This is a genomic window from Bariatricus sp. SGI.161, assembly GCF_050313695.1.
Taxonomy (GTDB): Bacteria; Bacillota; Clostridia; order Lachnospirales; family Lachnospiraceae; genus JAFBIX01.
In genome coordinates, this window is record NZ_JBNPLX010000005.1 from 14,782 (window position 1) to 37,090 (window position 22,309).

Here is a 22,309-nt window from a genome sequence, read left to right on the forward strand (position 1 = left end):
CACACTATACAAAAACACCTGGTAATCTGCCAGCAATTTTTTCACATCCATACCCAAGAAGTCTCTATCCCACCACTGGCGTCCGTCTTGGTCAAGCATTAGAATCTATAGCAGAATTTCTGTTCCTTTTTCTGCTATAGATTCTTAGCGAAGGACATCGGACACCCAAATGCCCAGTGCAATCCCACGCCGTACATTTCCAACCGCAAAACTTACTCAGCCAACTTATATCTTATTCACTGCTGCCGCAAGATATTCATTGCTGATCTCGTAGAATTTTTCATTCTCCACTGCTTCCGCAAGTACTGCATCGATTGGCATCTTTCCTAATACCGGGATTCCCAGTTCTTCTGCAATTGCATCAATATGACTCTCGCCGAATACATTGATCTTCTTGCCGCAGTCTGGGCATACCAGATAACTGTAGTTTTCAACGATTCCCAGTACCGGAATGTTCATCTGTTTTGCCATATTGTAAGCTTTCTTTACGATCATCTGTACCAGATCCTGCGGAGATGTGACGATCACAACTCCATCTACCGGAAGAGACTGGAATACCGTCAACGGTACATCGCCGGTTCCCGGTGGCATATCAACGAAAAGATAATCCAATTCTCCCCACATCACATCCGTCCAGAACTGTGTTACCACTCCTGCAATAACCGGTCCTCTCCAGATGACCGGATCAGACTCATTTTCCAGAAGCAGATTAACGGACATAATCTTCGTACCATCTTTTGCCTCACATGGGAACATACCGGCATCACTGCCCTTAGCATTCTCATGTACTCCATACATCTTTGGAATGGATGGTCCTGTGATATCTGCGTCTAATATTCCAACGGAGAATCCCTGCTCACGCATCATTCTTGCCAAAGATGCGGTTACCATGGATTTACCTACTCCGCCCTTGCCACTGACAACCGCAATCACTTTTTTCACCTGTGAAAATGGATTCGCCGGTTCTCTAAAATCCTGTGGTTTGCTGCTACAGGAACCTGCATGCGCACATCCGGCGCAGTCAGATGGTGAGCAGCCATTCTGTTGTTCTTCTGCCATCATTCATTACCTCCTGGTTACTAAGTGCATCTGAAAATCACTGTGCACAAAGTGTATTATTCAACAACTGCAATCAGTTCTACTTCACATTTTACATTCTTTGGCAATGTCTTAACTGCCACGCAGCTTCTTGCCGGTTTGGATGTAAAATACTTTGCATATACTTCATTAAATGCTGCAAAATCTGCCATATCTGCAAGAAAGCAAGTTGTCTTAAGAACTTTATCATAAGAAGTTCCTGCAGCTTCCAGAACAGCCCCCAGGTTCTTACATACCTGTTCTGTCTGTTCTTCAATTGTCACGGCCTCAATGGTATCTGTCTCTGGATTGATTGGAATCTGTCCTGCAGAATAAAAGATTCCTCCATGTACATATCCCTGTGAATATGGTCCCAATGCTTTTGGTGCTTTTTCTGTTGCTACTGCTTTCATAATTACCTCTCCTTTGCCTGTTCTAATAATTTCTGTGCAATGCACACATCAAAAAGTCCCATACCTACTGATTTAAAGTAAGTCGTCTTTTTGGTGATCTCCTCTTCATCTGCTCCTGATGCCAGGAACTGATCCATGAGAATGGTCTGCTCCTCTTTCAGGATTCCGTCTGCCAGAGGCTGACTCAAGTCCCCGCTTTCCTCACATGCATACGGGAGTTCAATGTATACATGATCTACAAGCTCCCAGATTGCGTTCGGTATCTCACGCATCTGAGGCGTGTAAGAACCAATGGCAACGATGCATTTTCCCTTTAACATTTTGCTGTCATCCGGAAGCACCGGCTTCTTGGAAGGCGTTGCTGTACAGATAATCTCACTGTTCGTCACCAGTTCTTCTATCGTCTTACATTGTACTACCTCAACCTCCGGCTTATCAATAGCTTTTTTCATTCTGGCAAGGTATTCGCTCAGATCCCGATTACTGTGATTGTATACATATACGGTATGAATATCTCTTGCAGCGCATGCATATAGTGCCAGATGAAATCCCTGCACTCCTGCTCCCACGATTCCCACCGTATGACAGTCTTTTCTGGAAAGATGGCGGATTGCCACCCCGCCTACTGCTCCTGTCCGATATGCAGTCACACACTGCCCATCCATCAATGCAACCGGAGCACCTGTCTTCTGGTCATTTAGCAGCACGACACCATCAATAGACGGAAGGCCAAGCTTTGCATTTTCTGGAAAAATGCTTAAGATCTTCGTTCCGATAATCTCATGGGTATAACATGGCATGTACATCAAAGTCTTATTATCATGTTCAACAGTCGGACGCGGAGGCATATAATATTCTCCTGTACCAAATATGCGGTATGCCTCTTCAATCTGATCCATCATCTGATTCAGGTCAACCATTTTCTCAATCTCTTCTTTTCCTAAAACAATCATCATTAATCTCCTCCCAACTCTTCTTTTTCTCTTGTTACATTGTTTAACCACTTATAAGTTCGGTATCTGTATACACAGATTGGAATCTTAATCAACTCATCACTCATCAGTATCACATATACAACCGGCACACTTGCATGTAATACAAAGGCGGCCACCGCACCAATCAGGATGGAACATCCCCACATAGTTGATACATCCATAATAAGCCCGAAACGAGTATCTCCGCCGGAACGGAAGACTCCAACGACCATCGTCGTATTGACTGACTGAGCGATCGTAAAATAGGACATGACAAAAAACATAAAGTTCATATACTGCTTTGCCTGCTCTGTCAGTTCAAGATTCGCTCCCGCAACAGGTGCTGCCAGAAGAATAATTCCTCCGCCGATCGTCCCTAACAGAAGGCTTAATCCAACGAACCGTTTTGCATATGCCCTTGCATGTAAGATCTGTCTCTCTCCAATCGTCTTGCCAAGGTAGATTGCCGTGGCATTCGAGATTCCAAACACAACAACCGTAGCCAGCTGCCTTGCTACCTGTGCCACGGAATTAGCCGCCACCGCAGCACTGCCCATATGTCCAATGACGGCTGTATTGGCAGAGCTTCCCAGACCCCACATCAGTTCATTTAACACAACCGGCATAGCATATACCATGTAATCTCTCAGCAATACTCTATCAATGTGAAACATATCATACAGACGGATACGGACATCACGGTTCCTTGTTCTGGCATAGACAAGAACAATCACGGTCTCTGTGATTCTTGCGCACAAAGTACCAATGGCTGCACCTACAATCCCAAGCTTTGGGAAACCACACAGACCAAAAATCAGCAATGCATTTACCACCACATTTACAACCAGCGACATAAAATACACAAAAGTAGCAATCAACACTCTCTCAATGCTTCGCATAATATTCAAGTACACCTGAGTCACAGCAATACATAGATAAGAAAGCCCAACAATACGAAGATATCTTGCACCTTCTGTAATCACTTCAACATCTGAACTATATATCCGCATAAGTGTCTCTGGAATCAGAAGCGCCGCAATGGTAAATACAGCAGCTACCACAAGAGAAACAGACAGCCCCATTCCCAATATCTTCTCAATGGTTCTGGTATCTTTCTTTCCCCAATACTGCGCAGTCAGCACGGTAGCTCCCGAAGTAATCCCGAAAAACAGAAGCATCATAATAAACTGAATCTGTCCTGCCAGCGAAGAACCTGAAAGAGCCGTCTCTCCGACCTTTCCAAGCATAACAACATCAATCGCCGTAACACCAACATTAATCAGATTCTGAAGTGCCATCGGTACTACCAGTGCAAATACATTTCGATAAAAAACTCGCCAGTTAATATTCAGATTTGCCGAATCCTGTTGTGTCATAACCTCTCTATCCTCTTCTCATTTGATACATCCAGTAAAGATTGTAACATAAGACACAAAAGAAATATAGGAATTTTAAAAATATTCTATCTATATGATGAAGCCTTTACAGAAGCCAAATCCCGCGCCCATTGGCTGATGGAAAGTTACAGGCGTTTTGGACAGGATGGCCTTAGCGTTAACTATCGGCTTGACGGTATTCCGGTAGCTTTCGGTGCAGAATCCACCTATGATCCGACAGGTATTCCAATGATTAAAAATGCTATATTAAAAGACATTTCCGATGTAGACCAGCTTGATCTTGAAAACCTGCGCTTTGAAAATGATAAGAATGCTCAGATAGCTTTTGATGCCGTCCGCATCATTCAGGATGAATTGAATGATGAGATCTTCACTGGCGTAGGATTTATGGGACCATTCACCACCGCTGCCAACCTTGCCGGGACTACTACCGTATTAAAAGCAATGAGAAAAGATCCCGAAGGACTTCACAAACTTCTGGACTTTGCAGCTGATGCGACCATTGAAGTAGGCAGAAAATTTGTAGAAAATCAGATTGGTATCGGTCTGGCTGAGCCTACCGCTTCACTGGTATCCCCAAAGCAATTTCAGGAATTTGTTACACCGTATTATAAAAAAGTCATGGAACAGTGGAAAGAATGGGGATGCCGTGGCGCCGGCTTCCATATCTGCGGTGACACTTCCAAGCTTCTGGAATGTTTTACCGAGATGGGTATTCGCGGAATCAGTATCGATAGTGCTGTAGATATTGGCTATGCCAAAGAAACAATAGGCGATAAATTATCCATTATGGGAAATGTCTCTCCTGTGGAAATCCTGGAAGGGACACCGGCTTCCATCGAGCAGGCAGTCAAAGAATGTTTCGCCAAATGTTGGGACAATCCACGTGGATTCACTATCGCTCCCGGATGTGATATCCCAGTCAAGGCACCTCTTGAAAATATCGATGCTTATATGCGCGCAGCAAGACAATGTGCAAAATATCCAGTTCAGCCATCAAACTGGGAATAACTTCGCTTGTATCCAAAAAAATCTGCACCAGCAATCGATACAACACATATCACTTAATAAGGGGCAGCTCATACGAACTGCCCCTTAGAATCACTTCATTTTCCGATAAACCCATTTTCCAATTGCTTCTATAATCTCTACAAAAATAATCAAAATCGCAACCGTTAATCCCATAACTGGATAATTGAACTTCTGATAGCCATATGTAATCGCAACCGATCCGATTCCTCCTGCTCCCATCGCTCCTGCCATAGCAGTACATCCAAGAATAGATACCATTGCAAGAATAATTCCAGATATAATTGACGGAAGAGCTTCTGTTAACATTACGCGAAATACAACTTGGGCTTCCGATATTCCGAACGACTTCATAGCTTCTATCAGTCCTCGGTCAACTTCCTGCATTGCATTCTCTATCAGCTTCGCGATAAAAGCTGCCGCAGAGACAATCAACGGAACCACCGCAGCTCTTACTCCAATGGAGGTTCCTGCAACAAGTTTTGTAAACGGAAGCAAAAGAATCATCAAAATCAAAAACGGAAAAGAACGAATCACATTTACCAGGAAGCTAACCACTCCATATATATATTTATTCGGACGGATACCATCCTTATTGCTGACCAACAATATAACGGCTATCAAAAAACCAAATATCGTACCAAACAATGTCGTAATAGCAACCATCTCAATCGTATCCAAAAACGCCGGGGACAGCACTCTTTCCCAAAAATTCAATTGATATTCCGTTAAGAATCTTGACATATTTCTCCCTCCTTATCTGTATGATAATAACGCCAGATCACATGACTTTCTTTCAGATATGTCTCAACCTTTTCTTTCTGCTCTTTCGGAAAATTAATTAAAATGGACCCCAGATATTTATCCCTGTACCTCTCCATTTCTCCATTAATAATGGTAAAGTCAATTCCAAGTTCTCTTGACATCCTGCTTACAATATTCCGGGAATCATCCTCTTCCGATAACATAATCTGCACATTAATTCCCTCACAGTCAACCTCAAATTTCTCTTCTCCTAAAAAGGTCTTTAATTCATCCGGCTGATTCATAAACAATTCATCTACTTTTCCAGAGACAACCAGGCATCCCTGATCAAGAAGAGATACTTTCTGACATACATCTTTGATCACTGACATCTGATGCGTAACAATAATAATGGTAATACCAAGCTTTTCATTGATATCCCTTAAAAGCTTTAATATAGAACGTGTCGTCACTGGATCCAGCGCAGAAGTAGCTTCATCACTAAGAAGAATTTTCGGCTCCATAGTTAATGCTCTCGCGATTGCCACTCTCTGTTGTTGTCCACCTGAAAGCTGGCGAGGCCGTTGATTCAGTTTTTCTGAAATACCCACCAATTCTGCAAGTTCTCTGACCCTTTTATCTATTGTTGCTTTATCATATCCCCAGCAACGCATTGGAAATGCGATATTTTCATATACTGTTTTACGGGAAAGCATTGGGAAATGCTGAAATATCATAGATACTCCTTTGCGGAAATCTCTAAGACCCTTTCTATCCAAATCTTTCACTTCAACTCCATCAACTTTAAGACTGCCTGAAGAATAATGTTCCAATCCATTAATACACCGAAGCAATGTAGATTTTCCTGCCCCACTTTTTCCAACAAGTCCATAGATTTCTCCGTCTTCAATTGTAAGATTAATATTTTTTAATACTTGCAAGTCACCAAATGACTTTTGTAACTCCCGTATTTCAATCATAATGTCTCCTTTATCACTGTATAAATAAGGGATGTCTGTTTTACCAGGCATCCCTACTTATTCGTTTAGTTATTAAAATAACGCTTCAAAACCTGTTGAAGGATCTACAGCTTCCTTTGCTTTGTCTGATGTATAAGCTTCCATTATATCTTTTGCCCATTGTGTATCCTTATTCTCTGCCATAATACACATACCAAGTGCCAGAGAATCATCTACAAATTTTTCCAAAAGATGCTCTGTAGGATCAACACCGGCAGATGCCATTGTATTAGATGTTCCAATAATAGCTGTATAATCATCCTGGTTCAGATACTTACTGTGGTCTCCACGTACAAATTCATAATTATGTGGATTTTCAACAATATCTGCAATATCATACAGATCCTTTTCTTCATCTGTAAGTTTAATTAATCCCAGAGATTCCAGACGTTTCAAATCTTCACTTAAATTGGAAGCATCCTCTGCAACACCGATGATACCTCCATCTGGAAGATCTTCCACTTTATCAGCTTTCGCAGAATAAAGTCCTGCCCAGAAGTTCCATAACTTTGGTTCCATCATGATGATGTCAGTTCCTTTTTCCTCATTATATGTATCCATAAATGGTTCATGCTGATATAAATTTGCATCCAGAGAACCTTCTGCTAACGCTTCATTTGGGAGAAAATAATCGTCAAATACCTTTACCTCTACTTCATATCCCATCTCTTCCAGGGCTTCCACTCCAGATTGTGCCAGATCAACAGATACGGAAGATGTACCAATCACAAGCTTTGTCTTTTCTTCCTCAGTCTTTTCTTCTTCTTTTTTCCCTGAGCATCCTGCTGCCAGGCCAGCGATCATTGCAACACACAATAATACACTTAACATTTTCTTTTTCATAAGTATCCTCCTCATGCTTATATAAAATAACATAGTAATATTATATACCTGCTATTTATATTCACACAAATCGGTGATTCTTATATGTATACTTAATTATAGGTTATATCTATATGCCGTCACTACCATCACAGTTCTTTCTCTCATCGCTATCTCTGATTGCCCAATCACAACCGGCTCTTCATAAAATCCCTTCTTCTCATTCCCTGTATCTACTGCCATCTTCCACTCCATTCCTCCCGGCAGTGTTGGAAGCGTAACCTCCACCGGTTCCCAGAATGCGTTGATAATGACATATACGATATCATCCTGTCCTTTTACCGAATCATATCCAGCATACATTGCAGCAATCACTTTCGTCTGGTCATTATAGTGATCTTTCCATGGATGTTCTCCGTGAAGGCTCACCTCCGGCAGACCGCATCTGGCAGGTTTACATATTCCCAGAATACTTGGGTGGTTCTTACGAAAATGAATCATGTATTGAAAGAACTTCCAGATATCCTGATTCTTTTCCTGCAATTCCCAATCCAGCCAGGAGACTTCATTGTCCTGACAGTAAGCATTGTTATTGCCAAACTGTGTGTTTCCAAATTCATCCCCAGCGAGAAACATGGGAACGCCTCTGCTGACCATCAATGTAGCACACGCATTCCAGATCATGCGCTTTCGAAGTTGCAAGACTTCTGGATCATCAGTCGGACCTTCCACACCACAGTTCCAGCTGCGATTATCGTTACTTCCATCCGTATTATTCCAGCCATTGGCTTCATTATGCTTCACATTATAAGAATAGAGATCATACAAAGTGAATCCATCATGACAGGTCATAAAGTTAACAGAAGCGTTCTTTCCGCGAACAGCCGGATCATAAAGATCCGGGGAACCAATCAATCGTTCCGCTGCTCCTTGGGCACTCCACAGACCGCCTTTTAAGAATTCCCGCATATCGTCCCGATATCTTCCATTCCATTCTGACCAGCGGTTAAATGCAGGAAAATTCCCTACCTGATACAATCCACCTGCATCCCAGGCTTCTGCGATCAGTTTCGTATCTCCTAACAATGGATCCTGTGCAAGAGCTCTTAAAAGCGGCGGTACTTCCATCGGAGAACCATCCTCATTTCTCCCAAGAATAGAAGCCAGGTCAAACCGGAACCCGTCAATCCGATAATCTGTCACCCAATAACGAAGGCAGTCAATGATCAGGTTCTGCACAATGGGATGATTACAGTTCATGGTATTTCCACAACCGCTGAAATTATAATATTCCCCCTCTGGAGTCAGAAGATAATAGATATTATTGTCAAAGCCTTTAAACGAAATAAACTGCCCATCCTTATCTCCTTCTGCCGTATGATTGAACACTACATCCAGAATGACCTCTATTCCATTCTCGTGCAAGGTCTTTACTAATTGTTTTAACTCTGTACCTTCCCGGTTGTATTCCACAGCAGAAGCATAACTGGTATTGGGCGCAAAAAAGCTGACCGTATTATATCCCCAGTAATTTAACAGTTCTTTGCCGTCCACTGTGCGACATTCACTCAATTCATCAAATTCAAAAATCGGCATCAGTTCAATGGCATTAACGCCCAGTTCCTTCAGATAAGGAATCTTCTCCTGAATTCCGGCAAAGGTTCCCGGGGCATTCACATCCTTTGCCATCTTCGTAAAACCACGCACATGCAACTCATAGATAACCAGTTCTTCCATTGGTATCTTGGGGCATACCTCAGCTCCCCAGTAGAAATTATTACGCACTACTCTGGCGCGGTATCCGGCCGGACTGACCCGCTTTCCCCAGGTACTCTGCCCGGTAACAGCTTTGGCATAAGGGTCCAGAAGAACATGTTCCTTGTCAAAGAGCAATCCTTTCTTCGGATCGTAAGGACCATCCAGACGATACGCATACTCGAATTCTTCCACATTTAATCCAAAGACGATCATGGAATATACATTGCCGATCCGATAATTCTCTGGAAATGGTATGACAGCATAGGGTTTCTCTGCTTTCCGGTGATATAACAATAACTCACAGGCCGTCGCTCCCTGGGAATGTATCGTAAAATTCACACCCTCAGGAATCGGTGTTGCGCCGTCAAACATATAAAATCCCGGACATATCTGATATCCATTGACCTGCTCCAGTGGTTCCATATTCAAGATCTGTCCATTGACAGGAAGTATCGCTGTTAATTCACCGGAGAGATATTTTTCTTTTTCCATATCTTGTTCCTTTCTTTTATCTTTGCGTATTCAGATAATAGACCGCAAGCTGTGTCCGGTCTCTTAATCCCATTTTATCCAGAATGCTACTGATATAATTTCGCACAGTTCCTTCACTTAAGAACAGTTCCCCTGCGATTTCCCGATTGCTCAGTCCTTCTGCCACCAATGCAATGACCTGAAGTTCTTTTTCACTGATATCATGCGCTTTCCAGTCATAGGTCTTTTTCTCTTGCAGAAGCTCTGGAATTCTGGAGACAATCTCTGTTCCAAATACAGTCTGCCCGGCATACACCGCTTTGATAGCCGGCAGAATATTCTGATAATCCTGCTTCAAAAGATACCCCTTCACGCCATAAGTCAAGGCTTTCACAATATATTCATCATCAGAAAATGTAGTGAGCAGAAGAATCCTTGCCTGAGGATCTTCTTCTAATATCTGTCTGGATGCCTCCAGTCCGCTTACATTCTGCATACGGATATCCATCAAAAGTACATCTGGCCGGAATGTCCGATATAACACTATTGCATCCTTTCCATCCTGTCCGGTGCTGCACACCTGTATCTCGCTATCCATCTCTAAGATAGTTTTCAATGCTCCAGCCACCAACACATCATCATCTATAATTATGATCTTCACGCCGTCTCCTCCTTCTTGGGAATGGTAATATATATGCGAAATCCCTGCTTCACCGATATCTGCATCGTTCCCTGTAATGCTTTCGTTCGTTCTTCCATATTACGAAGTCCGATTCCCCTGTGAATCTCCGATCTTTCCACAACTTCCTTTTTCAAACAATCAGTTCCGTTATCTTCCACAATCAACTGATATAACCCAGGGTGTTCCCGTACTACGATCTGAACTTTTGTAGCATCGCTGTGTTTCATTACATTGTTCAATGCTTCCTTCACAATCGCAATAAAGCTGTATTTTACTTCTCTTGGTACATAATATCCCATATCATAGATCAATTGCACTGGACAAAATGTATATTCTTTAATCAGATTATCTAATACTTCTTTTAGATTCACTGCGTCATCATGAAGATCATGGACACTTTCACGTACATTTGTCATAGCAACATTTAACGTGTCTTCCAGATGGTCTAACGGTTCTTTCATATTCTCTTCTTTTGAAATTGCTTTCATTGCCCCTACCATCAAAATTGCCCGAGACAACATATGACCAACATGATCGTGAATCTCTCTTGCAATCCGATTGCGTTCCCGCAATGTAGCCGTATAGATCTCATAATCCTGTCGCTTCAGGAGATTCTGATTCTTCTCTTTCAGGAGAATATTCAGCTCTGCACTGTTATCCTGCGTCATCTTTAGCTTTTCTTCCAATGCTTCATAATTTTTTGCATATTCCTGCAAAATCCCCGCCATTCCATAGCCAATCCCCAGCACACACAGAATCTTGATCTGACCAGGGAAATATGTATACAATGCCAAGATGACCAATATTATGCCAAGAAAAAAATTAGATACCCTCAACACACCATACAAGATGACTGGAGTAAAAAACAGAAACTCTGGCCAGAAGAAGGAAGCAGCTATATACAATATCGTCAAAACTCCGTTCCATTTCTTTGAAAATAGATACTCATTGGCACAGGCGAAGATAACTGATATAAGAAACGCGCTGATATATGCCGTATTGACCGGAACCAGAAGAAGTATCACAAAGCAATATATGATTAACAAGGTCTGATCAACAATTCGTCTCATCCTTTTCTCCATTCATAATATGACATTTGTCACATGTCATTTCTGACACTTGACACTATCATTATAAACAAGTTTTTCTTATACTACAAGTATCCGAAAAACATTGAGAAATGGAGGCATTGCCATGATTCATATTGAAAATCTTGTAAAACGTTACGGGAATCTGGTGGCATTAGATCACTTAAATCTGGACATTGAAGAGGGCGAGATCTTCGGACTGTTAGGACCGAATGGCTCCGGTAAGACAACCGCAATCAACTGCATGCTTGCCCTACTGAAATACGACAAGGGAACTATCACGATTTTCGGAAAAGAGATGCAGCCGAACAGCTATGACATCAAGAAAAATATCGGTGTCGTCATGCAAAATGTAGCAGTCTTTGACCAGATGACTGTCCGTGAAAATATCGATTATTTTTGCGGGCTTTATGTCAAAGATAAATCCAAAAGGAAAGAACTGGTAGAAGAAGCCATCGAATTCGCAGGACTGGAAGATTTCCAGAAAATGCGCCCCAAAAAACTATCCGGCGGTCTTTTAAGAAGGCTGAATATCGCCTGCGGAATCGTCCACAAACCTCGGCTTATCATCATGGATGAGCCAACTGTCGCCGTAGATCCACAGAGCCGTAACAAGATTCTGGAAGGAATCCTCTCTCTGAATCGTCAGGGCTCCACCATCATTTATACTTCTCATTACATGGAAGAAGTGGAACAAATCTGCTCACGGATAGCAATTATCGACCACGGACGGGTTCTGGCAACCGGAACAACCGAAGAATTAAAGAAAATGATTAAGACAGGAGAGACGATTACCATAGAAGCGATTGCATTGGACGAAGAACTTCTGACGGATATCCGTACACTTCCACATGTATTTGATGTGATTTATGATAACCAGGTACTGAAAATCCGTTTAAGCGGCGCCAAGCACAATCTTGTACGTATATTAAATTACCTGCAAGAACGAGACATTTCTTTTGGGCGTGTTTTTTCCGAACTACCGACGCTGAATGACGTCTTCCTCGAAATCACCGGCAAAGAACTCAGAGATTAGGAGGTACTTTATGCTGCATTTGATCAAATATCGATTCAAACAGAATCTAAGAGATATAAGTTCTATGTTCTGGGCACTGGCTTTCCCGATTATTCTTGGAACCTTTTTCTATTTTGCTTTTGCATCTTCCGGTCTTGCATCTACAGGAGAAGCCGAGTGGGAACCTGTGAAAGTCACAGTGATTGAAGAAGATTCCTCATCCGAGAATGCTTCTGTGTTCCTTTCCTTTTTAGAGCAACTGGATCCGGAAACACTGAATATCCAGGACATTTCATCAGAATCAGCTGCTCTCCATGCATTGAATGAAGGGGATATCACAGGGATCTTCTACGTACGCGAAACACCTGCACTGACGGTCAGCAAGAGCGGACTCAATGAAAGTATCCTGACTGCACTTCTGGATAATTATAACCAGAGCGCTGCCATGCTTCAGAAAATCACCTCCTCACATCCAGAACATCTAGAACACGCACTAGAAGTAATGAGTGACTACAAAGAGATGACAAAGGAGACCTCATTAGGCGGTAAATCTATGAACCCATCTGTCCAGTATTTCTTTGCTTTAATCGCCTATGCATGCCTGTCAGGCGCATTTCTGGGAATCCGGTCAAGCTTTGACTCCCAGGCAAACTTAAGTCCGCTCGGTATGCGCCGGAGTATCACACCCACCCATCGCCTGACATTAATATGCATTGATATGTTTGTACTGGTTGCCATCCACTTTATCAATATGCTGATTCTGAATCTCTATATCACAAAGGTTCTGGGAATCAGCCTGGGGGATAATCTGCCAGCACTTCTTTTGGTGAACCTGATGGGAAGTATCATTGGTGTATGTATTGGAATTACACTGGGATGTGTCAGCCGGCTATCCATAGACCTGAAATACGGGCTCACAGTCGCCATTACTTTATTCCCGGGATTCCTGGCAGGTCTGATGTTTGGAAATATGAAGAATATCATTGAGCTTCACTGTCCAATCATAAACCGCATCAATCCGGCCGCTGTATTGAGTGATGCCTTCTATTGCATGGGAATCTACAACGATATGCAGCGTTTTACTCGCTGTATTCTCATACTTGCCGTTATGAGTATTCTGCTTTTGGCGGTTGCATTTTTCAGTGTCAGGAGGGAACGTTATGACAGTATTTAAAGGATTTCTAACCGTTGCAAAACAAAATATCGGCACACTCATCATGTATCTTGCCATCTTTCTGACCATCTGCCTGACCATTCAGAAAATAACCGGTGGAGACACTCAGACTACTTTTGAAGCAGAAAGACTGGACATAGCTGTCATTGACCATGACGGCAAAGCACTTGCCCAAGGACTTACCGAGTACCTGTCTCATTATCATAATATTAAGGAATTACCAGATGATAAAAGTATCCTGCAGGAAAGACTTTTTTACCGCGAAATCTATTATGTGGTTACCATACCGGATGATTTTGAAGAACTCTGTCTAAACGGTGACGAAAAACTTTCTGTCACAAAGGTTCCCGGAAGTAACAGCGGATATTATGTAGACCAACAGATCAATACATTTTTAAATGATGTGCGCATTCTGACATCCTGTGGTTTTTCATTAACAGAGGCAATCAGCGAAGTCCAGAACAATACTTCTATTGAATCAGACGTCTCTATGATAGATAAAAATGGACTTGGCGGACAGATGCCTGGTCATGCTTTTATGTTCCAGTATATGCCATATATATTGATGAGCATCCTCTGTTATGCATTAAGCTTTATCATGATTGCTTTTAATAAACCCGATATCCGAAAACGAATGCTCTGTTCTGCTGTCTCCAGCAACAGCCAGAATCTTCAGCTCGTTCTAGGATTTATGGTAATTGGTTTTGTCGTATGGGCTATCTGCGCCTTCCTCCCGATTCTGGTATACGGCAAAAATTTTCTTCAGGACGCACATCTGCCCTACTACCTGATCAACAGCCTGATCATGACTCTTGTCTCATTGACACTGGCGTTTCTTGTAGGAACACTGGTACACCGGGAAGAGACCGTAAGCGCCGTTGTCAATGTATTGACATTGGGCATGTCCTTTCTCTGTGGTGTCTTCGTAAGTATAGATATCTTAAACAAAGGCATCAAAACAGTGGCACATTTCCTTCCAGCATACTGGTATGAAATCAACAATAGTCTCCTCGCTTCCAATGGGCATCTGAGTCAAAGTCAGTTCCATTCACTTCTGACCGGTTATGGTATCCAGCTTCTCTTTGCGGCAGCCTTTCTCGTTGCCGCACTGGTAATTGGACGCCACAGACGGCAAATATAGAAAAAGGAAGCCCTTGATGACTTATTCATCAAAGGCTTCCTTAACTTTATCCATAAATCCTTTTTTCTTTTTGGTTCCTTTATGTTCCGAATGATCCTCTGCTGCATGAAGTGAATTTCCTGACAGCTCATCGAACTTGCGGAGTGCTTCTTTGGCTTCAGCAGTTAAGTGTTCTGGTGTCTGGATGACCAGCGTTACATAATGATCTCCACGAACCTGTGAATTCCGTACGGATGGAACACCCTTTCCTCTCAGGCGTACTTTGGTATCCGTTTTAGTTCCTGGCTTCACGTTATAGATGACTTCTCCATCCACTGTCTTAATTCGGATATCTGCTCCAAGCGCTGCCTGTGCAAATGAAATTGGAACAGTTGAAAAGATATGCATATCCTGGCGTTGGAAGATTGGATGTCTGGATACAACCACTTCTACCAACAGATCTCCTCTTGGTCCGCCATTTGTTCCAGGCTCACCCTTATCACGAATGCGAACACTCTGACCATTATCAATACCTGCCGGAATAGTAACAGATATCTTTTTCTTGCTGGAAATATATCCTGTTCCGCCACAATCCGGACATTTTTCACGAATGATTTTTCCTGTTCCACCACAATCCGGACAAGTCTGCACATTCTGAACAGTTCCAAAGAAGGATTGCTGCGTATATACAACCTGACCCTTTCCGCCACATTTTGGACAAGTCTCTGGCGAAGTGCCCGCTTTTGCACCGGTACCGCCACATTTTGGACATGGATCTTTCAATACAACTTCTAATTCTTTCTCACATCCGAACACTGCCTCTTCAAACGTAATCCTTACGCTCTTACGGATATTCATACCCTTCATTGGGCCCTGGCTGGCACGGCCTCTGCGTCCGCCGCCCCCGAATAAATCGCCAAATATATCACCGAAAATATCGCTGAAATCTGCTCCATTAAAATCAAATCCACCAAAACCACCAGCTCCGCCGGCACCGCCTTCAAAAGCCGCATGGCCGAACTGGTCATACTGACGACGCTTTTCCGGATCACTCAGAATTGCATAAGCTTCCGAAGCTTCTTTAAACTTCTTTTCAGCCTCTGCATCACCGGGATTCATATCAGGATGATATTTCTTGGCAACCTGTCTGTATGCTTTTTTTAAAGTCGCTTCGTCCGCATCTCTGCTGACGCCAAGCACTTCATAGTAATCTCTCTTTGATTCTGCCATCGTCTATCCCTTTCTTCTCTAATCTTAAGATTTATTTCAAGACATAAGGAAGTTCCGCGAAGCTCAGCTCTGTCTGGTATTACTGAGTTCCGCGGAACAGCCTTCACACCAAGCTTACAAGAACCTCGCCAAGTGTATTAGACTTCTTTATAATCTCCATCTACAACATCGTCTCCCTGGAAACCGTCCGGTGCCGGACCTGCTCCTGGGTTCGGGCCTGGATTTGGACCTGCGCCTGCGCCCGGATTCGGGCCTGCACCTGCCGCAGCTCCAGCCTGCTCATACATCTTTGTAAATACTTTCTGTGCACTTTCCATCAGTTTATCTTTTGCAGCTTTCATCTCTGCGACCTGTGCATCTGAAATATCATCCATATTTACTTTATCAAGGACTTCTTTTAATGCCTTGCAGTCAGCTTCTACTGCTGCTTTGTCTGCTGCATCAATCTTATCCCCAACTTCACCAAGTGCCTTCTCAGTCTGGAAAAGTAATGCATCTGCATCGTTCTTAGCATCAATTCCTTCTTTACGTTTCTTATCCTGAGCTTCGAATGCTGCTGCTTCTTTTACAGCTTTTTCAATATCTTCATCGGACATATTAGAGCCAGCAGTAATGGTAATATGCTGTTCTTTTCCTGTTCCAAGATCTTTCGCAGATACATTTACGATACCATTTGCATCAATATCGAATGTAACTTCAATCTGCGGTACTCCACGTGGAGCCGGTGCGATTCCATCCAGTCTGAACTGTCCGAGAGACTTGTTATCTCTTGCAAACTGTCTTTCACCCTGTACGACATTGATATCAACGGCTGTCTGATTGTCTGCTGCAGTAGAAAAGATCTGGCTCTTCTTGGTAGGAATTGTTGTATTTCTCTCGATCAGTCTTGTAGCAACACCACCCATAGTCTCAATAGACAGTGACAATGGAGTTACATCAAGAAGAAGGATGTCTCCAGCTCCTGCATCTCCGGCAAGTTTACCACCCTGAACAGAAGCACCAAGTGCTACACATTCATCTGGGTTCAGAGATTTGCTTGGCTCTTTACCTGTAAGACGTTTTACTTCTTCCTGTACAGCCGGGATACGTGTAGAACCACCAACCAATAATACCTGACCTAACTCAGATGCTGTGATTCCTGCATCTGAAAGTGCTCTCTGTACAGGCTCAGATGTCTTCAGTACGAGATCATGTGTCAATTCATCAAATTTTGCTCTTGTCAGATTCATATCAAAGTGCTTTGGACCTTCTGCTGTTGCTGTGATGAATGGAAGGTTAATATTCGTTGTTGTTGCAGAAGACAATTCTTTTTTAGCCTTCTCAGCAGCTTCTTTTAATCTCTGAAGTGCCATCTTATCTGTAGATAAATCAACACCTTCCTGTTTCTTGAATTCAGCAATCATATAATCTGTGATCTTCTGGTCGAAATCATCACCACCAAGTCTGTTATTACCAGCTGTAGACAATACTTCGATGACACCATCACCAATTTCGATGATTGATACATCAAATGTACCACCACCTAAGTCATATACCATGATCTTCTGTTCTTTTTCATTATCAAGACCATATGCCAGAGCTGCAGCTGTAGGCTCGTTGATGATACGTTTTACATCAAGACCTGCAATCTTACCAGCATCTTTTGTTGCCTGGCGCTGAGCATCGTTAAAATAAGCAGGAACTGTGATAACAGCTTCTGTTACCTTTTCTCCAAGATATCCTTCTGCGTCTGCTTTCAATTTCTGAAGAATCATAGCAGAAATCTCTTGTGGAGAATATTTCTTGTCATCAATTGTAACTCTGTAATCGCTGCCCATTTCTCTCTTAATAGAAGAGATTGTTCTCTCAGCATTTGTTACTGCCTGACGTTTTGCAGGTTCACCTACCAGACGCTCTCCTGTTTTTGAAAATGCTACAACAGATGGTGTTGTTCTTGCACCTTCTGTATTTGCGATGACCGTTGGCTGGCCACCTTCCATAACAGCTACACAACTGTTTGTTGTTCCTAAGTCAATACCTATAATTTTGCCCATTATAAAGACCTCCTAATTATTTTAAAATGAAGTTCAATTTAGTTTGCTACTTTTACCATACTGTGTCTCACTACAGAGTCACGGTACATATATCCTTTTTGGAATTCTTCGGCTACAATATTCTCACCAAAGTTTTCATCCTCCACATGCATCACTGCATTATGGAAATCAGGATTGAACTCTTTGCCTACCGCTTCGATAGGCTTGACCCCTACTCCTTCCAGTGTAGTCAATAACTGTTTATACACCATCTCCATTCCTTGGATGAAGGGATCGTTCTTTTCTTCTTCCTTGACACCATCAAGCCCACGCTCGAAATTGTCAACTACCGGAAGAATCTTATCTATGATATCTTTCGCTCCTATTTCATACATCTGGGATTTTTCCTTTTCTGTACGCTTGCGGAAGTTATCAAACTCAGCCATCTGACGAGTAAGTCTGTCTGTCAGTTCTTCGATCTTCTCGTCCTTTTTATCTTTTTTATTCTTCTTGCCAAATATCTTTTTTTCAGATTTGGATTCATCACTGTTCTTGGCTTCTGCTTCGTCAGCAATTTCATCTGATTCAGCATCTTCTTTTGTAGCAGCGTCCGCTTCTGATTCTACTTCATTATCTCTTTCGTCGCCAGTTTCTTCTGCAGCTTTTTCGTCGGCTTCTGTCTGCTCTGCAACAGCTTTCTTTGCCTCCTCAACTGCTTCTTTTACCATCTCTTCCTGGCTCTTCTCCTGATTATTTTCCAAGGGTTATTCCACCTTTCTTATTCTTTTTTATGAAACATCCGATCCAGCTCATTCTGAAGCCGTTTCATAGATTTCAATACATGTTCATAATCCATTCTTTTTGGTCCGATAATACCTATGGTTCCCTTCATGCCATCTCCCAATTCATAAGTTGCGGTGACAACACTACAATCCTTCATAGTCTGTACCGGTGTCTCATCACCAATATATACCTGAATCCCTGTATTATCTTCTTTTGCCAGCGTCTGTGTCACTAGTTCCGTCAATTGCTGCTTTTCTTCAAAAGCACTGATAATTTCCTGAGCACTCTGATTATCACTCAATTCCGGGTACTTAAATATGTTCGTAGCACCACTTGTATAGATCTGCATATCTTCATCGATCTGAATGGCATCCGCTACTGCATCCAGAACATTTCCAATCACTGCACTGTGTATTCCAGCCTGCTCTTTCAGCCTTGCAATCAATCCAAGATTAATCTCTTCAATAGACATACCATTTAACGTTGTGTTAAGAAGCATATTCAACTTCAATAAATTTTCATTACTGAGTGGTTCATCTATATTAATAATCTTGTTCTTAATCACATTACCGCCAAGTACGATCACCGCAATGATCTGTTCCTCGTCTACCATAGACAACTGAATGAACTTAATTTTATTCGCGCTGTTCATTGGTGTAGAGACCATTGTTGCGTAATTCGTATTACTGGCAAGAACTTTCGCTGCCTGCTTCAGAAGCTGTTCCATCTTGTCTGCCTTATCCAGCATCTGCTCCTGCATCTCATTCAGTTCCTGTTCCTTCTCTTCCATCAACATATCAACATAAAGTCTATAGCCCTTATCCGAAGGAATTCGTCCAGCAGACGTATGTGGCTGTATAATGTAACCAAGCTCTTCCAGATCAGCCATCTCATTACGAATCGTTGCAGAACTCAGATTCAAATCCGTATATTTTGAAATCGTTCTGGAACCAACAGGCTCGCCGGTCTCAAGATAATTCTGAATGATTGCATGCAGAATTTTTAATTTACGATCACTAAGTCCATGATCCGCTATCATCTGTACTCCTCCTTTCGGATTTCCCTGTTAGCACTCGAATTTAAGGAGTGCTAACATCTTCGACTATTAATGTATCACTATGGTTTTCATTTGTCAACATAGTTTACATATTTTTTATAAAATGAATTTAGATGAGGGAGGATTCCTGCGCATGATGAAAAGTGGAAAAGTATTATCAAAAATCTATCGAAATAACGATGAATAATATAAAAACATCGTTCCCCATTGTGTTACGCACTGGGAATACCTCTCGGATGAGATCGTTCAGTAATTGAGAATGTCAGGCGCAAGGGAGCTGGAGCATCTGGCCTGTATCCGTCTAGCCAAGCGCTAGGATCCGTTACAGAACAAAGAGCTGCAATTCCGTGTGAGAATTTGGCATCCAGCCAAATTCGAAAGGACTGCTGAATCGAGAAATTATCCAAATTTCTCGGTGAATCAGTCCGGTCACGAAATTGCAGCTCTTTGTTCTGTTATGGATTCCAAGCGAAGGATACCGGATACAGGCCAGCCGCTCCAGCTCCCTTTTGCCGTACACTCCTCAATTACCAACTAACGCATCTAAATTCCTAACTAAGCTCGATTTTTTCTGCTTCTTCCGGCTTAAACTCATTTTCAAGGTCATAGATATTATGTCCGGTAGATTCACCCAATACTCTTCCTTCTAATGAGTAGCAACGAATAAATCTCTTTGGATCAATACTGGACCAGTGTTCTACATCCCAGCTCATATAACCATCTGCGTCAGATTTCTTTTCTTTCAGATATAAATCTACCTGACGTCCATCCTTCATGATCTGGATCAATCCTTTTGTTCCATCCACTTCTAATTCTTCCTTTTTTACTGAATCGTAAACTTTCATGATATTCCCTCCTAAAATGTAAATTAGGAATCTTCCAGCGAAGCATTCCCCAATTCGTTCTATAACTGATTATACATTTTAAATAATAAAAACTCAATGTTTTTTCTACTTTAGCCAAAACTCACTTCTGCACATATCAAGAATACCTTCTTTTTTTAGTTTCCCCAGTTCCGTTGACATCGCACTCCGCTCCACACAGAGATAATCTGCCAATTCCTGTCGGTTAAATGGAATGGTAAAATGCCTGCTTCCTGCTCTTTTTGATTGTTCGGACAGATAAGATAATAATTTATCTCTAGTAGTTCGTTTTGAAATATGGCGGATCTTTTCTCCCAGCATCACGTTTTTTCTCGCAAATATTTGTACCATATTTATAAAGAACTTCTGCTGTAATAGAGAACCCTCAGCAGACAATTCAAATATTTTCTTCACAGGAACCTGTAAAACAGTACAATCCGTCACTGTCACAACGCTGACTGGACTTTTTTTGATTCCTGCACAAGAAAATGCTGCCCCAAACAGTTCTCCTTGACCAAGTTGTTCCAATATCGAACGGTTACCAAATACATCTTCACATATTACCTGTACAAATCCCTCTAGAATTACCCCAAGATTCTCTACCGGTTCCTCCTCTCCAAGTATCATCTCATTTTTCTGATATACTTTCATCTTACTTTCTAAAACAGGCATTATCTTCTCTATCTCTTCCTGCTCAATTCCCATAAACAACGGAGATTTTTTCAAAATATCAATATTTATTTTCATAAGCTCCTCCAATCGTTGGAAAAACAACATATTTTATTTTATAATTGTAGTAAATTAGATACAACAAATCAAGGAGGTACTTATATGCTAAGAACAATGGTTCATATAGACGAAGAAAAATGTAATGGATGTGGAGCCTGTGCTGCCGCTTGCCATGAGGGCGCCATTGCTATGATAGACGGGAAAGCAAAGCTGATCCGTGATGACTATTGCGATGGTCTCGGCAATTGTCTTCCGGTATGCCCGACCAACGCAATCACTTTGGAAGAACGAGAGGCCGCAGCATACGATGAAGAAGCAGTACAAAAGCATCTGAATATCAAGAAAATGATTGCAGAAATGAGGGAACCAAAAGAAGAAAAGCCAACAGAATTCGCAGGATGCACTCCTTCACCAAGCCAACTTAATCAGTGGCCTGTTCAGATCAAACTGGTTCCGGTCAATGCACCATATTTTGAAAATGCAGACCTGTTAATTGCGGCAGACTGTACCGCATATGCCTATGGGGATTTTCATAATCGCTTCATCAAAAACCGCATTACCTTAATCGGCTGTCCCAAATTAGACGAAGGCGATTATACAGAGAAATTAACAGCGATCATTAAAAACAATTCCATCAAAAGTCTTACTATCGTCCGCATGGAAGTCCCCTGCTGCGGTGGAATTGAACGGGCAGCAACCGAAGCACTAAAAACAAGTGGAAAATTCATCCCCTGGCAAGTCGTGACCATTGGGATTGATGGGAATCTGGTTGATTAGGTTTTGTGATTGGGAATGTCAGGCGCAGGGATAGATTGATTCTATCCCTGCGCCTGACATTCCCAATCGCCAAAC

At 42.1% G+C, this 22,309-nt stretch carries 21 protein-coding genes; 5 read left to right on the top strand and 16 right to left on the bottom strand.

Features of this window, described 5'->3' with window-relative positions; genetic code table 11:
- Positions 1-225: 225 nt before the first annotated feature.
- Genes ACQRBH_RS04135 through ACQRBH_RS04150 form a run of 4 tightly spaced genes read right to left on the bottom strand, consistent with a single transcriptional unit; the run spans position 226 to position 3,840 of the window.
- Positions 226-1,059 carry a P-loop NTPase gene (locus ACQRBH_RS04135; protein ID WP_427761031.1) on the bottom strand — a complete coding sequence of 278 codons (834 nt, stop codon included), beginning with the start codon at positions 1,057-1,059 and terminating at the stop codon, positions 226-228.
- 56 nt (positions 1,060-1,115) lie between these two features.
- Positions 1,116-1,490, bottom strand: coding sequence for a RidA family protein (locus ACQRBH_RS04140; RefSeq protein ID WP_427744287.1), 375 nt, complete (start codon positions 1,488-1,490; stop codon positions 1,116-1,118).
- 2 nt (positions 1,491-1,492) lie between these two features.
- Positions 1,493-2,446, bottom strand: coding sequence for an ornithine cyclodeaminase family protein (locus ACQRBH_RS04145; RefSeq protein WP_427760965.1), 954 nt, complete (start codon positions 2,444-2,446; stop codon positions 1,493-1,495).
- Complete coding sequence (locus ACQRBH_RS04150; protein ID WP_427760966.1) at positions 2,446-3,840, bottom strand: MATE family efflux transporter; 1,395 nt, start codon at positions 3,838-3,840, stop codon at positions 2,446-2,448. The genes ACQRBH_RS04145 and ACQRBH_RS04150 overlap by 1 nt, the downstream gene beginning before the upstream one ends.
- On the opposite strand from ACQRBH_RS04150, the gene ACQRBH_RS04155 reads away from it, so the two are divergent.
- Entirely contained in the window at positions 3,832-4,872 is a 1,041-nt protein-coding gene (locus ACQRBH_RS04155; protein WP_427760967.1) for a uroporphyrinogen decarboxylase family protein, read from the top strand. The two genes, ACQRBH_RS04150 and ACQRBH_RS04155, sit on opposite strands and share 9 nt — an antisense overlap.
- Before the next feature lie 90 nt (positions 4,873-4,962).
- On the opposite strand, the gene ACQRBH_RS04160 is transcribed toward ACQRBH_RS04155, so the two are convergent.
- The 6 genes from ACQRBH_RS04160 to ACQRBH_RS04185 all read right to left on the bottom strand — a co-directional run bounded on the left by ACQRBH_RS04160 (position 4,963) and on the right by ACQRBH_RS04185 (position 11,456).
- Positions 4,963-5,634 carry a methionine ABC transporter permease gene (locus ACQRBH_RS04160; RefSeq protein WP_427760968.1) on the bottom strand — a complete coding sequence of 224 codons (672 nt, stop codon included), beginning with the start codon at positions 5,632-5,634 and terminating at the stop codon, positions 4,963-4,965.
- Positions 5,619-6,614, bottom strand: a complete 996-nt coding sequence (locus ACQRBH_RS04165; protein ID WP_427760969.1) for a methionine ABC transporter ATP-binding protein — start codon at positions 6,612-6,614, stop codon at positions 5,619-5,621. The genes ACQRBH_RS04160 and ACQRBH_RS04165 overlap by 16 nt, the downstream gene beginning before the upstream one ends.
- Before the next feature lie 72 nt (positions 6,615-6,686).
- Positions 6,687-7,496, bottom strand: a complete 810-nt coding sequence (locus tag ACQRBH_RS04170) for a MetQ/NlpA family ABC transporter substrate-binding protein (protein ID WP_427760970.1) — start codon at positions 7,494-7,496, stop codon at positions 6,687-6,689.
- Positions 7,497-7,592: 96 nt separating this feature from the next.
- A complete protein-coding gene (gene glgX / locus ACQRBH_RS04175) occupies positions 7,593-9,725 on the bottom strand; it encodes a glycogen debranching protein GlgX (RefSeq protein WP_427760971.1) in 2,133 nt (710 codons plus the stop codon).
- Between the two features lie 16 nt (positions 9,726-9,741).
- Complete coding sequence (locus ACQRBH_RS04180) at positions 9,742-10,365, bottom strand: response regulator (RefSeq protein ID WP_427760972.1); 624 nt, start codon at positions 10,363-10,365, stop codon at positions 9,742-9,744.
- Complete coding sequence (locus ACQRBH_RS04185; RefSeq protein WP_347376047.1) at positions 10,362-11,456, bottom strand: sensor histidine kinase; 1,095 nt, start codon at positions 11,454-11,456, stop codon at positions 10,362-10,364. Before ACQRBH_RS04185 ends, ACQRBH_RS04180 begins: the two co-directional genes overlap by 4 nt.
- A 124-nt stretch (positions 11,457-11,580) precedes the next feature.
- Here ACQRBH_RS04185 and ACQRBH_RS04190 point away from each other — a divergent pair, with 124 nt between their 5' ends.
- The 3 genes from ACQRBH_RS04190 to ACQRBH_RS04200 are packed head-to-tail and all read left to right on the top strand — an operon-like array spanning position 11,581 to position 14,804.
- On the top strand, positions 11,581-12,510 hold the full coding sequence (locus ACQRBH_RS04190; RefSeq protein ID WP_235232084.1) for an ABC transporter ATP-binding protein: 930 nt from the start codon (positions 11,581-11,583) through the stop codon (positions 12,508-12,510).
- A 10-nt stretch (positions 12,511-12,520) separates the two neighbouring features.
- Complete coding sequence (locus tag ACQRBH_RS04195) at positions 12,521-13,663, top strand: ABC transporter permease (protein WP_427744590.1); 1,143 nt, start codon at positions 12,521-12,523, stop codon at positions 13,661-13,663.
- Positions 13,650-14,804: an ABC transporter permease gene (locus ACQRBH_RS04200; protein ID WP_427744588.1), complete on the top strand. Its 1,155-nt coding sequence runs from the start codon at positions 13,650-13,652 to the stop codon at positions 14,802-14,804. Before ACQRBH_RS04195 ends, ACQRBH_RS04200 begins: the two co-directional genes overlap by 14 nt.
- 21 nt (positions 14,805-14,825) lie before the next feature.
- On the opposite strand, the gene dnaJ is transcribed toward ACQRBH_RS04200, so the two are convergent.
- The 6 genes from dnaJ to ACQRBH_RS04230 form a co-directional block, all read right to left on the bottom strand.
- The gene (gene dnaJ, locus ACQRBH_RS04205; RefSeq protein ID WP_427744586.1) at positions 14,826-16,013 is read right to left on the bottom strand and encodes a molecular chaperone DnaJ; all 1,188 of its coding nucleotides are present in this window, start codon (positions 16,011-16,013) and stop codon (positions 14,826-14,828) included.
- Between the two features lie 137 nt (positions 16,014-16,150).
- Entirely contained in the window at positions 16,151-18,046 is a 1,896-nt protein-coding gene (gene dnaK / locus ACQRBH_RS04210) for a molecular chaperone DnaK (RefSeq protein WP_427760973.1), read from the bottom strand.
- 38 nt (positions 18,047-18,084) lie between these two features.
- Entirely contained in the window at positions 18,085-18,786 is a 702-nt protein-coding gene (grpE, locus tag ACQRBH_RS04215) for a nucleotide exchange factor GrpE (RefSeq protein WP_427760975.1), read from the bottom strand.
- 17 nt (positions 18,787-18,803) lie between these two features.
- Positions 18,804-19,847, bottom strand: coding sequence for a heat-inducible transcriptional repressor HrcA (gene hrcA, locus ACQRBH_RS04220; protein ID WP_235232079.1), 1,044 nt, complete (start codon positions 19,845-19,847; stop codon positions 18,804-18,806).
- Positions 19,848-20,416: 569 nt separating this feature from the next.
- Complete coding sequence (locus tag ACQRBH_RS04225; RefSeq protein WP_235232077.1) at positions 20,417-20,710, bottom strand: hypothetical protein; 294 nt, start codon at positions 20,708-20,710, stop codon at positions 20,417-20,419.
- Between the two features lie 105 nt (positions 20,711-20,815).
- Complete coding sequence (locus ACQRBH_RS04230) at positions 20,816-21,475, bottom strand: Crp/Fnr family transcriptional regulator (RefSeq protein ID WP_427760976.1); 660 nt, start codon at positions 21,473-21,475, stop codon at positions 20,816-20,818.
- Between the two features lie 84 nt (positions 21,476-21,559).
- Here ACQRBH_RS04230 and ACQRBH_RS04235 point away from each other — a divergent pair, with 84 nt between their 5' ends.
- Positions 21,560-22,234 (top strand): ATP-binding protein, encoded by a 675-nt coding sequence (locus ACQRBH_RS04235; RefSeq protein ID WP_427760977.1) that lies wholly within the window; start codon positions 21,560-21,562, stop codon positions 22,232-22,234.
- Positions 22,235-22,309: the final 75 nt, after the last annotated feature.

Bases quoted from the DNA above. Each gene is read 5' to 3' on its own strand.
- ACQRBH_RS04225 (WP_235232077.1), bottom strand. From the start codon at position 20,710: ATGAAAGTTTACGATTCAGTAAAAAAGGAAGAATTAGAAGTGGATGGA.
- ACQRBH_RS04235 (WP_427760977.1), top strand. From the start codon at position 21,560: ATGCTAAGAACAATGGTTCATATAGACGAAGAAAAATGTAATGGATGT.
- dnaK (WP_427760973.1), bottom strand. From the start codon at position 18,046: ATGGGCAAAATTATAGGTATTGACTTAGGAACAACAAACAGTTGTGTA.
- ACQRBH_RS04140 (WP_427744287.1), bottom strand. From the start codon at position 1,490: ATGAAAGCAGTAGCAACAGAAAAAGCACCAAAAGCATTGGGACCATAT.
- dnaJ (WP_427744586.1), bottom strand. From the start codon at position 16,013: ATGGCAGAATCAAAGAGAGATTACTATGAAGTGCTTGGCGTCAGCAGA.
- ACQRBH_RS04150 (WP_427760966.1), bottom strand. From the start codon at position 3,840: ATGACACAACAGGATTCGGCAAATCTGAATATTAACTGGCGAGTTTTT.
- ACQRBH_RS04145 (WP_427760965.1), bottom strand. From the start codon at position 2,446: ATGATGATTGTTTTAGGAAAAGAAGAGATTGAGAAAATGGTTGACCTG.
- ACQRBH_RS04135 (WP_427761031.1), bottom strand. From the start codon at position 1,059: ATGGCAGAAGAACAACAGAATGGCTGCTCACCATCTGACTGCGCCGGA.
- ACQRBH_RS04165 (WP_427760969.1), bottom strand. From the start codon at position 6,614: ATGATTGAAATACGGGAGTTACAAAAGTCATTTGGTGACTTGCAAGTA.
- ACQRBH_RS04230 (WP_427760976.1), bottom strand. From the start codon at position 21,475: ATGAAAATAAATATTGATATTTTGAAAAAATCTCCGTTGTTTATGGGA.
- ACQRBH_RS04195 (WP_427744590.1), top strand. From the start codon at position 12,521: ATGCTGCATTTGATCAAATATCGATTCAAACAGAATCTAAGAGATATA.
- ACQRBH_RS04160 (WP_427760968.1), bottom strand. From the start codon at position 5,634: ATGTCAAGATTCTTAACGGAATATCAATTGAATTTTTGGGAAAGAGTG.
- hrcA (WP_235232079.1), bottom strand. From the start codon at position 19,847: ATGATAGCGGATCATGGACTTAGTGATCGTAAATTAAAAATTCTGCAT.
- ACQRBH_RS04200 (WP_427744588.1), top strand. From the start codon at position 13,650: ATGACAGTATTTAAAGGATTTCTAACCGTTGCAAAACAAAATATCGGC.
- ACQRBH_RS04170 (WP_427760970.1), bottom strand. From the start codon at position 7,496: ATGAAAAAGAAAATGTTAAGTGTATTATTGTGTGTTGCAATGATCGCT.
- ACQRBH_RS04185 (WP_347376047.1), bottom strand. From the start codon at position 11,456: ATGAGACGAATTGTTGATCAGACCTTGTTAATCATATATTGCTTTGTG.
- glgX (WP_427760971.1), bottom strand. From the start codon at position 9,725: ATGGAAAAAGAAAAATATCTCTCCGGTGAATTAACAGCGATACTTCCT.
- ACQRBH_RS04190 (WP_235232084.1), top strand. From the start codon at position 11,581: ATGATTCATATTGAAAATCTTGTAAAACGTTACGGGAATCTGGTGGCA.